This window comes from Flammeovirga pacifica, from assembly GCF_000807855.2.
Taxonomy (GTDB): Bacteria; Bacteroidota; Bacteroidia; order Cytophagales; family Flammeovirgaceae; genus Flammeovirga; species Flammeovirga pacifica.
Window position 1 is genome coordinate 260,158 of record NZ_JRYR02000002.1, and the last position, 14,543, is coordinate 274,700.

Annotated in this window: 7 protein-coding genes; all 7 read left to right on the forward strand. The window is 33.9% G+C overall.

Annotated elements, in window-relative coordinates; genetic code table 11:
* Nucleotides 1–99: 99 nt before the first annotated feature.
* Complete coding sequence (locus tag NH26_RS20290) at nucleotides 100–3,213, forward strand: SusC/RagA family TonB-linked outer membrane protein (protein WP_158021986.1); 3,114 nt, start codon at nucleotides 100–102, stop codon at nucleotides 3,211–3,213.
* Between the two features lie 21 nt (nucleotides 3,214–3,234).
* Entirely contained in the window at nucleotides 3,235–5,007 is a 1,773-nt protein-coding gene (locus tag NH26_RS20295) for a RagB/SusD family nutrient uptake outer membrane protein (RefSeq protein ID WP_044217913.1), read from the forward strand.
* A gap of 6 nt (nucleotides 5,008–5,013) precedes the next feature.
* On the forward strand, nucleotides 5,014–7,380 hold the full coding sequence (locus NH26_RS20300) for a hypothetical protein (protein ID WP_139263215.1): 2,367 nt from the start codon (nucleotides 5,014–5,016) through the stop codon (nucleotides 7,378–7,380).
* A 222-nt stretch (nucleotides 7,381–7,602) separates the two neighbouring features.
* Nucleotides 7,603–9,864 (forward strand): alpha-amylase family protein, encoded by a 2,262-nt coding sequence (locus NH26_RS20305; RefSeq protein WP_158021987.1) that lies wholly within the window; start codon nucleotides 7,603–7,605, stop codon nucleotides 9,862–9,864.
* A gap of 35 nt (nucleotides 9,865–9,899) precedes the next feature.
* Nucleotides 9,900–10,469, forward strand: a complete 570-nt coding sequence (locus tag NH26_RS20310) for a hypothetical protein (RefSeq protein ID WP_044217918.1) — start codon at nucleotides 9,900–9,902, stop codon at nucleotides 10,467–10,469.
* 123 nt (nucleotides 10,470–10,592) lie between these two features.
* Nucleotides 10,593–13,604, forward strand: a complete 3,012-nt coding sequence (locus NH26_RS20315) for a T9SS type A sorting domain-containing protein (protein ID WP_044217921.1) — start codon at nucleotides 10,593–10,595, stop codon at nucleotides 13,602–13,604.
* A gap of 784 nt (nucleotides 13,605–14,388) precedes the next feature.
* Nucleotides 14,389–14,541 (forward strand): DUF5993 family protein, encoded by a 153-nt coding sequence (locus NH26_RS25875; protein WP_394331099.1) that lies wholly within the window; start codon nucleotides 14,389–14,391, stop codon nucleotides 14,539–14,541.
* The last annotated feature ends 2 nt before the right edge of the window (nucleotides 14,542–14,543 follow it).

Below are 14,543 nucleotides of genomic sequence, written 5' to 3' on the forward strand. Positions count from 1 at the left end.
CTTTTAGCAAACTCAATAATACTTATGGGCATTTATCTAACAATAATAGTCCTTCATTGAGAATTACTTTTTTTCAATTAAAAAGGCGATTAAATGATTATGAATTTTACAAAAAACACTAAAAAGCCTAACTTTTTACTCTTCTATCTGATATTTTTTATTCTATTCATTTTAGGGTATGAAGTACAAGCACAGACAGTACATTTAAAAGGGAAGGTGATTGGTAGCGACGACAATTTACCTCTCCCAGGAGTAAATGTTTTGATTCAAGGATCCACCTCCGGAACCATCACCAATTTTGATGGGGATTACCAATTGATGGTAGAAAAAGGCGATGTACTTGAATTCAGATTCATTGGTATGGAAAGTAAAGTTGTTGCAATTAAAGATCAGACAAGATTGGATGTGATGCTTTCTTCTAGTGTACAACTTTTGGATGAATTGGTTAAAATTGGATATGGTGAACAAAAGAAAAAAGAAATTTCTGGAGCTGTGTCTCATGTTAAAAGTGATGTGATAGAAACGTTTACGACCGGTGATTTCGGTGATGCCCTTCAAGGACAAATTGCAGGTGTAAATGTTTCGAACAATGGTGCACCTGGAGAAAACTCAGTTATTCAGATTAGAGGTGTAAGTACGGTTTCTGATATGGCAGGGGCAACAGAACCTTTGTATGTGGTGGATGGGATTCCTCAAAATGAAAATCCTCGTTTAGCACCATCAGAAATAGAGACTTTAGATATTTTGAAAGATTTGGCATCTTGTGCAATCTACGGTACAAGAGGTGCAAATGGTGTTATTCTTATTACGACTAAGAAAGGAAATAAAGGGAAGCTAAATTTATCAATAAACGGAACATACGGTATTAAAAATATTACATCTGATATTCCGCTCATGAATACAAATGAGCAAATATATTTTGATATCGTAAAACAGCGTAACATGAATGGTAACCACGATGGGGAAATGATTTTACCCATTGGGCAAAGACCGGAATGGTTCAACAACGAAACAGATTTAAGCAAAATAATATTATTAGATAATCAGCCGACACAAAACTATAACCTAAGTGTAAGTGGTGGTAGTGACGGTCTTACTTATAATCTTACAGGTGGAATTTACGACGATAGAGGATCAGTATATAACTCAGGGTTTTCTAGAAAAAATGCTAGAGCAGGTGTTCGTTACAAGCAAGGTAAATGGGATATTAATTCAAGTTTAGCCATTAGCTCAGAAACAACTACTCGAGCAAACCCTTATTTACTTTTACAAATGATTCGCTATAAACCTTATCAGCCTGAAGTAGATCCAAATAAGGACGAACCTGTATTTTCACCTGGTATTGGACACTCACCTGAATCGTCAATTGCGAATCAAGTAGTGACAACTATGCGTAGAGAAGATAAATTGTATCGCGATCGCTTACAGGGTAATATTAGTATTGGTTACGAGCTAACTAAAAACTTAAGATTTAGAGGTAATATTGGTGCAAATTCAATCAATGATTTTAGAATTCAGTTCAATCCATTTATTCCTACTTATGATTCACAAGGACAATTGTTATCGAACAATGCCAATAGCTTTGTAGAAAATTCATCAGGAAGAAGAACAGGTACCTCTTTTGATGGTCGATTAACTTATTCCAAAAAGTTGGGAGATCATAAATTCTCAGCAATGTTAGGTGCTTCTAATGAGATCTATACTAATGAGAGTTTTACTGCTAGAAAATATGGTATTGTAGATAACTCGATTAGAGTATTGAATGGAGCAACTTTGGATGCCGCTGCAACATCAGGTTATAATTATACTTATAAAGTGATTGGTACTTTAGGAAGGATCATGTACGATTACAAAGGGAAGTATATGTTTTCAATGAGTGGTAATTATAATGGTAATTCTAAGTTTTCTAAAGACAATAAATGGAAGTTTTTCCCATCTGTATCAGGTGCTTGGAATGTAGCTGATGAAGGATTCTGGAAAGGAATAAGAGACGTAGCGAACAGTTTTAAAATAAGAGCGTCTCATGGTCAGGTAGGAGGACAAAGCTTCTTGCCTTACACCGATGAGGTGACCATACAACATGGTCTTGATTATCCATTTGGAGGAGCAGGAAACCAAGCTTTATACTATGGAGCTGGACAAGTGAGATACGCAAATACAGAGGTGCAATGGGAAACATCAATACAAAATAACTTTGGTATCGATGTAGGCTTTTTGGATAATAAGTTCACTTTAGTAGCCGATGTTTATCACACAGAGAAAGCAGATATGTTATTCCCTATTCAGCTTCCTCCGTCTGTAGGTACAGGTAGTGGATCCAACTCTAAACTGACGATGAACATGGGTAATATGGTTAACAAAGGTCTAGAGATAGCACTAGGTTATAAAGGTGGAACCACCAAATTTAATTGGAGTGTTAACGGTACTTTCACTAAGAATATCAACGAGATCACCAATATGAATACAGATGAAATTATCTATACGAGTGATAATGGATTGATCTCTGGTGCTGAAGCAAGTTCTAAAGTAACTGTATTTGCAGAAGGTTATGAAGCAGGGGCATTTTTCTTATACAAAACAGATGGTATAGTGAAAACGACCGAGCAATTAGAAGAGTTTAGAAAAATCAAACCGGATGCTCAAATGGGCGATCTAATCTATGTGGATACAAATGGTGACGGTGAAATTACGGATTCTGATAGAGTATATTCAGGTTCTGGATTTTCGGATTGGGAAGCGGGTTTAATTGTGAATTTAAACTGGAAAGGATTTGATTTTATGATGCATTGGTATGCAGCAATTGGACATCAAGTGATGAACGGATCTAATGCTCAAGCTTACAGCGAAGGTCGTCATAAGAATCAAGTTTCAACTTGGTCAGAAGCAAACCCAAGTTCTGATATTCCTGCATACAGAGGCGGAATGAAGGAGAATGATAACTTCAAAGCTTACACAGACCTTTGGTTAGAAGATGGTTCTTTCATTCGACTTAAGAATATTCAAATCGGTTACACATTACCGAAAAATGTATTGAAAAAAGTAGGTGCAACAAATATCAGAGTATTTGTGTCGGCTCAAAACCCACTTACACTTACTAGATATACAGGTTACGACCCAGAAGTAGCAGGTAATGGTGTTTCATCAAGAGGTTTGGATAAAGGAAACTATCCAATTTCTGCCATGTACTTAACTGGATTTAAATTAAACTTCTAAGCAAAATAATATCACAAGACGATGAAAACATCTAACGCTTTTATAAAATATAGCTTATTAGTAATTATCAATATATGCCTTTTAGGCTGTTCAAGGGATTACTTAAATGAGGCTAATCCAAACGAAAAACCAATTGAAGATTACTTCAATAATTTAACGGAGTCTGATAAGGTACTAACGGCTTCATATGCCACTCTAATGAATCATTATGTATTAAATATTACAGAAGAAACATGGAGATCAGATATGGGGTACCCGGGTTGGAACCGACCTTCTCCAACAAATGGAGATGCATTAATTTGGTACAACCATATGTATAATGATTCTAGTCCATCAATTAGTAAAAAATGGCAGGCATTATACGAGGGAGTCTTCAGAGCAAATCAACTGATTGAAGGATTAACGAATCAGCTGAAGCATTTGGAGGAAGAAACTCTATGGATTGAGCAAATGGCTCAAGCTAGAATGCTAAGAGGAATTTATCACTTCTATTTATATCAATCATTTAACAATGGACGTGTAGTAATTCGTGATAAAGTACCTCAAACGTTGGAGGAAATCATGATATCTGTATCACCTGCAGAAGAAGTATTGGCCTTCATCAAAAAAGATTTTGAGTATGCATATGCAAATTTACCAATTTCATTTTCTACTGAAAGTACAAATATAGGTAGAACAAATAAAGGTACTGCAGCCATGTTTTTAGGTAATATGTACTTGTTTGAAGGAGATTATGCATCAGCAAAACCTTTTTATGATGAGTTAATTCATAATGCCGAATATGGTTATGAATTGGTGACTGATAGTGATTTACAATTCACGACTCAAGGAGAGATGAATAAAGAGTCTATTTTTGAAATCTGTTATCATGCAGAATTACGTGCAGACTTAGGGAATTGGGATGAAAGAAGACCTTCTAACCGTTTAGCAAGATCTGCTCCTGGTAACTTGGGTGGATCTAGAGAATTTCTTCCTTCGGCATGGATAGCATATGCTTATGAGCATGAAGTAATGGACGGACAGGATGATAGAAATTATTATATCGATGAATTAGGCGATACTCAGTTAAGAAATGTACCGCTTAGAGCATCGGCAATGATCGCTTTAGTACCTGATGAGCAAACCACTTATTACTTATCAGGAAATGTTCCTCAGCAAGCAGGTTTTGGAGATAATGAATACGGGTATTGGAAAAAGTTCTCTAACCATGATAACTTGACTCATGAAAATACATTGCCTTACGGTTCATTACACTCAGGTAAAAATGTAACAGTCAATCGATTAGCAGAAGCATATTTGAACTTAGCGGAGTGTTACATCAAAGAAGGCAATGTAGAAAAGGGTCTTGAATATATGAATGCCATCAGAAAAAGATGGGGATTAAGATTATTAGGCGATGGAAACGGTGATACATCACATGATTATGATGGAGTTACCTATACGGCAGACAGTTTGATGTATCAATTGATGTATCATGACAAACCTTTAGAATTAGCTGTTGAAGGTCATATGATCCGATGGATTGATTTAAGAAGGTGGGGAATTACTAAACAAAATTATCAAATGAGAGCCGAGGAAAGATATTACTTGGCTGGATATAGGTATGTAAATCTCAATGGTAATTATAGTTGGAGAGGAAACTCTCATTTAAAACCTGGAGATGTACCAAATGGAAGTAATTCTATTGTAGTCAAAGATTTTGAGATGGCAGCAGTTAATTTCAATCCAGAACTGCATAACTATTTTCCTTTGCCATTATCCGAAATAATATCAAATCCTAACCTAGATAAATAATAAGCTATGAATCAATTTAAATGTATATTTTTAAGCTTCTTTACTTGCTTGTGTTTATTTGGCTGTAAGGAGGAGGAATTAAAGCTAAAAGCTAACGAATTTTCGGATGTGACTTGGTACACTACCATCGCTCCAGGGAAGCCTTATGCAGTGTCTATAGGAGAATACATTTCTTTTATGGATGCCTCTCAAGGTGTATTGACTCATCATTGGGAAATTGATTCGGGGAATTATTACCTTTCTCCAGATTTTAACTCTCGTGATACCTTAGAAAAGTACATCATGGAAGGTGTAGGAACAGTCAATGAAAATGTGACCGCTAATGTACTCTTCAAGGAAAGTGGTATTCAACGTGTACGTCTTTACAATACATTTTCTGAACAAGTAACTTATAAAGGATATGATACCTTATCTGCAGTTCAGAGAGAAGATGGTATTTGGGTAATTGATACTGCTTTCCAAGTGGATGTTTATGCAGATATAAATCCTCATCTATATATTTTAAATAATGATGAAGTTATAGCAGAACTTCCTGAAGGGACAGTGATAGATGATGATAAATCACTTTGGGATACTTTAGAAATAAATGCTGGTGATAAGATTACGTATGTAGATTCTACAAAAATTGGTCGTCCTGATTATAGATTATGGCGTTTAGTAGACAATGCAATTACGGAAGATGGAGCTTCATTAGAAGAAATTACCACTACTTTTCATTATGAAAAGTTGGGTAATCAAGGCGCAGGTAGTGTTTCTATTCAAAGAGCAAATGAAGAATTACCTAAGGCCAATATTAATGTACAGTTACCGTATATTTTTAAGGTGAAAACACCTGAAATCGAGCCGTCAGTTATTGTGAGATATGATGGGAATGAGATATTTAGATTAGAGGCAGGGGCAACTATTCCTGCAGAATCAGAATGGCCAATTGTTGATCTATCAGCAGGTGAAGAATTAGAGTTTGTAGATGTATCTACTGTTGGACAATCGAACAATAGAACGTGGAAGTTCTCTTCAGGATCATTGGATAATTCAACGGATTCTATCGCCATCAATCAATATTGGGAAAATGGGACTCATAAAGTAGGTGCAATAAATGCGATACGAAAAGACCACGAATATTTGATCAATGGATCGAAGGAAGTAGTGATACCTTTAAAAGTAAATGTGACTACATTAGCGATTACACCTACTTATAGTGTGTATTATAACGATGCTGTTGTATTTAATTTTGCCGAAGGCGATGTTGTAGGGGATCCATCGAATTGGCCAACCATTGATGTGTCAGCAGGTGATCAATTAGTCTTTAAAGATGAAACGTTAAAAGGTTCACCTACAAGTATTCAATGGACATTAAATAATGCAGACCCAGCTACTTCAATAGATTGGGAGGTAGAAGCAAGTTATTCGGTAGCTGTTACAGATGCCTTTGAAGCAGGATCAGTTTCTTGGGTAAGAGAAGGAATGCCTATCGATGATGACAGTAAATCAATGCAACTTCCATTCTATATTCAGCTTCTTTTCCCTGAGGAACCTACCTATATTAATAGTGATATATCTCAAACAAGTATAGGTGCTAATGTTTTATCATTTACAGTTTCAGAAAATTTACAAGACATTAATTCTGATGCAGTAAAAGCAGATTTCGAGGTACTTATAAAACAATATGGTAAAGAAGTTTCAGGAGTAAATATCAAAGAAATTAGATTGAATGAGTCTTCTAGAAAACAGGTTGAAATAGAGTTTGATTCGCCAATTTATAATTCTGATAGTATCTATGTGGAGTACAATGGGGAGATGATTAAATCGTTAGCCAATGTTTCTTTAGAACATTTTGAAAATAAACTTGTGGTGATGCAAGGTAAAGAAAACAAACTTTCAGGATTTGTAACTCCAGGTTTTTCACAATCATCAGAAAATTTTGGTGGAGCTTATGGTTGGTGGACAAATACCTCAACAGTAAATCGATTTGAAGGGAAGTCTTCTGATGGAGATAACGCATGTATAAGATACTTGGCGCCAAGTTATAGTGGTGCAAAAGTATTTATTCAATCTACAGAAGCCATCAATAAAATGGATGAATTGGATGAAGGTTGGTATGAAATAACGATGGATTTGTTTATACCAGAAGGAGTAGATTTGAATATATTTAAAGTACAATACAGAGCAAACTGGTCTAACATACCATTTGATGTTTCATCAATTGAAAGGGGTAAATGGGTGACTATTAGTAGATCATTTTTTACAACATCAACAATTGGACAAAGCAGACAAGATTTTGTGTTAATGATCAATTCAATTAATGATGCTACTGGAGATGTAGATTTTTATGTAGATAATTTCAGAATGACTACTGTTGAAAAACGTCCTTAATAATGAATCTATAGATGAAAACTCTATGATGAGTTGGTGATAATTACAGTTTAACACATTCATCAAATTAATTTTTGATGAATGTGTTGAATTCACCTTTTTTAAGAATGATGAGACAAATTATTTACAAAAGAAGACGTGCTTGGAACAAATAAAAATCATTTTTGAAGTAACAAACTTTTCAAGGTGTGTACTAAAATTATAATCAGAAGCATGATAAAAATGAAGAATTATTTAATTGTAATAACACTACTTATATTGAGTTGTTTCCATTCTTTGGACGCTCAAGACTTAAAGCAACAAATAGAAGATGAAATAAGTCAACTTCAAAAGTTGGTGAAGAAAGCAAAAAAGAAAGATATTGATGTTAGTAAAGAACTCAGTACATTCAGAACAGCTGAAATCTTTTCTAGATATGCTGATTGGGATGAGAACAATTATAAGAAAAACGTACAGTTGTTCTCCCTAGTAAAAAAGCTAAATGATAAAACTCCAGAGGAAAATGCTCAGTATTTACCTCAATTTGAAAGAGAGCAAATTCTTTTGATGATTAAAAATGCACAAAAAGAATTGGAAGCAGTTTTAAAAGGAGATCACCAAAGACAAACAACACCAAAAATAGATTGGTCTAACCTGGACATCAATAATAATACAATTCAACAGAACGGGAACCCTGTATTTATTTATGACTACGTTTGGAAACCTACAAGTACAGAATTTCAAGAATTTTATGGGGCACAAGATGGCATATATCTTACAACAGGATATCTTAATGAAGATGGATCGTTAAAGCATTTCAAACTGAATGAGATTAAAAATAAGAAAAGTGGCACATTAGGAACTGTGTTTATGAACCATCTTAATCCTCCTAAGTGGTCAATAGATAAGTATACCGATTTTACAGTAGGTGGACGTAGATATACTGGTTATGATATTGATAACCCTGGAGCAAAGGAAATTCAGCGTCAATTAATTTCTGTGGTGGCTCCACTTACAAAAGGTAAAAATTATGCAAAACTAGGTTGGTTATTAACGAACGAACCACACTGGTTTACGATGAAAGATACGTGGGCAACCGGTACAGTTTCTAATTTTACTATTCAAAAGTTCAAAACCTATCTAAAGGAGTTACACCAAGATATTAGTGTATTAAATAAACGTTGGGGTACTTCATTTTCTTCTTTTGATGCTGTGGAGGTCACTATTCCAATGGACGGTAAACTTCAAGGGACATCTCAATGGTACGATTGGATGAGTTTTAATCAACATAGAGTCACAGAATGGTTTACTTTTCTACAAGATGAAATCAGGTCTCATGATAAAGATGCACACACTCATATTAAAGTAATGCCTAATCTCTGGACAGAAAACAAAAGAGATCATGGTATTGATATGGAAGCATTAACTGATTTAACATCAATTGTAGGTAACGATGCGGGTTCTCATTATTCTGCGATGTGGGGTAAAGAAGAAGATTGGGTAGATCATTATGCTTACTCTTGGAGAGAAATGTGTATGAGTTATGATTTCTATAAATCGATATCACCTAATAAGGTCATCTACAATTCTGAAACTCACTATTTGTCAACTGTAAAATTCAGAGAATTGGATTTGAACCTCGATTATGTGAATGCAACGCATTGGATGGCGACAGTCTTAGGTTTAAATTCTAGTAAAGCTTGGTTCTGGCCTCGTAAAGAAGATGGTTCTTTAAAAAGCTATAAAGAAAAGGGTTATGCGGGTTCTTTAGCCATGCAGCCTGCTGTGGTTGATCAGGTGACGAGAACAATGATGGATTTAAATGCCAATGCTAAAGCACTTACTTCTATTCAAAACCTAAGAAAACCGATTCGTGTTTTTTATTCTGAAACATCAGCTATAAACCTTGAAAAACACATGGATGATGTTTTTAGCACTTATGAAAATCTATTTTTTGAAGGGTATTCTATTGGCTTTGTCACAGAGAATATTTTAAAGAAGCAATCTCAAGAAAATTGGGATGTAGTGGTTGTTCAAAAAACACCATTTGTAAAACAATCAGAAAAAGAAGCATTACAAAAATATTTGGATAATGGAGGTACTGTTGTCATAGATAAAGCAAGTCTTCTAAAGAATGAATACGGAGAGAAATTATCGCCATTAACTAAAGGTAATGGAGAAATTATAGTAGTAGCCGATCTAGATGAAATGAAGTTAAAAGCCTTAGCAAAAGTAACTTCAACTCATACTCTTCAAGTGAATGATTTAAAAGATCAAGATAAGAAGGGAATATTTTGGAGGTATGTTCAGGATGATGAAAATAACAATATTCTTACGCTGATTAATATTGGTAAGGAGGCTAGAGATATTGAAATTAAATTGACCAACTCCAAGAAATCAACTTCAGTAAAAAATATTTTGACTGGAGAGAAATTAAATAATTGTATTACGGTACAGCCATTGGATGTGCTTTTTGTAGAAGTCAAAGGAGCATCAAAAAAATAAGTAACATAACAAGACAAACGACAAATTATAATCTTATGAAAACAATTCTTTTCACATTAACACTACTGTTAGCATCATTTAACTTCTATGATTGTCAAGCGCAAGATCACCAAGAAGCAGAAAGCATTTTGAACCAAAAGAATTTTGGTTTTGAAACAAGAATGAGCGGTTGGTGGACAAAAGATAAACAATACTGGAATATCACTGATGAAAAGTCAGCTTCAGGTGTAGTAAGTTGTAAATTTTCTTGTGATGCTATTCCCGAACAGCAGAACATGAAAATCGAAAGCAAAAACAATAACAAAGTAGAGGATAGTTTTAAAATAAACACTGAAGAGGGAGAGTATAAAGTGCACTTAAAAGTGTTCTTGGAGGAAGAACATCCCAAAAGTTTACATCTAAGTTTTGTAGAACCGAATAAAGCTTGGATTCAATCCATTATCAAATTTAAAAAGTTAGAAACAGGTAAATGGATTGATGTGGAAACCAAAATAAAGCTAACCAATATCGTTAATGGGAAATTGGTTTTAATGGTCCCTTCGAACACTACACACGGAGGTAAAGGAACATTTTATGTAGACGATATTCGTCTTGAAAAAATATAAATAGATTGTTTTTTATGATATCAGAAAGGTCTATTGTTTTACATTAGACCTTTTTGATAAGTATAGAATGAATAAATATTAAATGATATCAATTGATATTGTTGAAATAAATTATAATCAAAGATGAATAGACAAGCTTACTTTTTTACTATAATATTATCTCTTGTGTTTTCTTTCAATTCTATTGGTCAGTCGTTAGAACAATTAGTAGAAGCAAAAATTGATTCACTCGAAACATTAATTCTTGAAGCAAACAAACAACAGATTGATACTCAAAAAGAGGAGATGATTGTGTTTACTGCAAAGTTGTTTTTAGATTTTGCTAAAGTGGATGAACAATCGATATCTGAAAACAAGAACTATTACGCAGAACATCCTTTATATAAGGAGGAAGCCCAAAAATTAGCGGAGGATCTTCCTGATTTTGAAAGGCAAAAAACGTTAGAATTACTTGATGAAACGGTGGCTCATATACATCAAGTACTATCAAAAGATATAATTAGAAAAGAAACTACTGAAATCAACTTTTCTAATATTCAGCTCAACAATAATCATCTAACACAAAACGGCAAAACTGTTTTCTTGATGGATTATGTATGGAAACCAGAAGATGTTTCTGATGATACTAAAAAATACTGTGGAGCATATGGAAGTGAGTACATCTCACCAAGTTTTATCAATGAAGATTTCACCTATAAGAAATGGACATATGATAAAGTAGCAAACAACAATAACCAAAACATAGGAGCGGTATTTATTGATAACAATAACATTCCTGCTTGGGCATATGAAAAGTATGATAATTTTGATGTAGGAGGTCGAAAGTATGGAACATACGATATTGATCATCCCGGAGCAAGAGAAATCTATGCTAAACTTTTCGAACATTTTATTCCTTTAGTAAGCGATAAGGAGCATTCAAAATTAGGCTATATGTTATTTAATGAGCCTAGTTTTTTTACACGTGAAGGAACATGGAATACAGGAGAAGTATCCGAATATACCAAAAGTAAATTCAGAACTTGGTTAAAAGAAAAACACCAGTCTATTGATCATCTAAATACATTGTGGTCAACTAATTACAATAGTTTTGAAGACGTAGACGTTCAAATTCCGATGAGTACGAACAAACAAGGTTTAAGTGTTTGGTACGATTGGATGGCCTTTAATCAGTACAGGATAACGGAGTGGTTTACATGGGTGAAGAATGAAATTAGAAAGTATGATGATGACGCAAAAGTGCACATCAAATTAATGCCTTGGTTGTGGGTGAGAAATGCTAGAGATCATGGAATGGATTATGAAAGCCTCATTCGATTAACTGATATTATTGGTGTAGATGCAAGTGCAAAGAATGATCAAATGTGGGGAGAAAATAATTGGGACAACCGTTACGGTATGGAGTGGCTGCCTACTACAATGATATTTGATTTTTATAAATCGGTACAACCCAATCAATTTATCTATGATTCAGAGAATCACTTTTTAACATCAGTTTCTTTTATGTTGAAAGAGGTGGATCCAGAATATGTAAATGCTATTTATTGGTTAGGACATCTCCATGGACTTTCAGCATCAAAAAGTTGGGTGTGGTCTAGATTGAGTAATGGTAAAATTGATCCGAAAAGACCTCTAGGTCCAGAATATATTGTGGATGTAACGCACCAACCGAAAATGCTTGCTCAAGTACAATCTACAATGATGGATTTAAATACGTTCAGTGAAGATATATTTAAAATTCAATCCAAAGAAAAACCAATCAGAATATTCTATTCCGAAACATCTGCTATTAATAGAGATGGATATATGGAAGAGGATATCCATGAAATGTATCAACAACTGTATTTTGAAGGAATACCAATAGGTTTTGCAACGGAAAACATCATCAAATCGAAAAAAGATAATTGGGATGTGATTGTGGTGTATAACACCGAATCAGTAAAAGAATCAGAGATTGATGCCCTACAGGAGTATATCAACGGAGGAGGGAAAGTGATACTCAACTCTAACTCATTAAAATACAATGAATATGGTGCTCCTCATACAAAAGTTTTGAATGGTGCTATTTACAGTAATTCCTTATCAGATATATCTAAATTGGCTATTTCTAAAGTCATCGACACTCCTAAAATTGATATCGTCGAAACAAATGAAAGTACAGGTAAAGGTTGTTTTTGGCGATCAATATCCACTACAGAAGGGAAACAAATACTATCAGTTATTAACCTAGGGAATACCGATGCTGATATTTCTATCAACTTGAAAAATCCTGACCACGCTACCTTTTGTTTAGACTTAATGACAGGCAAGGCCATTGATAATCATTTAGTGCTATCACCTTATCAAGTGTATTTTTTAGAAGTAAGAGATGAAGAAAAAGTAACTCCAAGTGTAGGTTTTATTTCTCCACAAAATGGTGATAATTTATTGTTGAACACTACTATGGAAGTGGAAACCACAACTTCAATTTCGACTGGTAAAGTGAATAGTGTGAGGCTTTTTATTGATCAACATTACGTAGGAGAAAAAACAGCACCACCCTATAGCTGGGAAGTCGATTATCTTAAAGACCAACCTGCAAAATCTTATAAACTCACTCTAATTGCTACTTCTGATAAAGGAGTTGAATCAGAATCAAGTATTCAAGTTGAAACCAACTGTGAAAATTTAAGTAATGAGGTAATAGTGGATGGAAATTCTTTAAAAGCAGTGCAAGAGGGAGCTACTTATCAGTGGTTTCATTGTGATATTCCTGAGGTAATCCTAGGAGATAATTCACCAATTTTCACCCCTATAGAAGAGGGGACTTATGCTGTTATTATTTCAAATGAAACGTGTACAACTATATCAAAAGGTATTGACATGAATATTACCTCAATAAATGATGAAACCGGATCAGTGATGCCTCGCTTTTATCCTAATCCAACGAATGATAAGACCACCGTTGATTTAGGGAAACAGTACGACCAAATCAATTTGAAAGTGATGAATATGATTGGGGTAGTTCTTATGGATCAACAATATAAAACGAAGAGAAAGATTGAGTTAGATCTCAACACATTCAATACCGGAATATATTTTATACAGATTTCAACGAATGATTTTATGAGTGTACTAAAAGTAGTGAAAGAGTAGTTGATATACACCGACATAACTACCTCTAATTTGTTTCTACATTCGAATGTCATGTGTAGAATAATAAATTATATAGAGCAGAAATTCATAAATCATCTTTTATTCTTAATAAAGATTTCAAAAATGATATGCTGATAGATTTACGATAATCGAATCAGTTAATTGGACGGAAGTGGGCTGAATTTAATAAAATAATATTGTTCAGCTTACTTACCCGTCAGAAGAAGAATATGTATTTTGATGTGTAAGGATTTAAATGATAGAACAAGAAAAAACGGTAGGTAAAACCGAATAAAACAAATAGGGTATTCAGTGCTACTCGAAAGTTATGTGCTGATAGGTTGGAGCGATTGGGAACCTTTATTCTACAAATGCAGGCAGGCAGTTGACCGATAGCCAAATCTTTCTTCTATGGAATAATTTTTTGTTCCGTAATATTTTAACAATTATATTGATACTGTCTATCAGTTATTTGACTCCAAAAGGGAAGTTAAAAATCATTTATACTAAGGGATAAACGCCATTGTGTATTTACTATGTTGTACATAATATTTGAGCTAAAATATAGGTATTGCTTTAATTACAAGTGATATAAATGAACGTTGAATCAAATTTATCATAGAATTTAAGTCTATCAGTAGTATTACGAATCCCCTAAGTAGAAAATACAATCATTTGATGCTGAAAAAAATTAATCAATTACTCAAAAATTATAAATACTAGAATTATAGTATTGAATATAACCCGAATTAAATAATTATTTTAAATCAAAAACCCTTATTCTATGAGTATTATATTTCTTTGCTATGGTATTTCATTCATCATGCTTATTAGAAAAGATATAAAGAAAGCATATATATTCTTTGTGATATCTTTGGTTGCAAGCCTATGTATGTTTGCCTATCACACCTCTTCTTCACTAAACTTAAATTTCTAGGG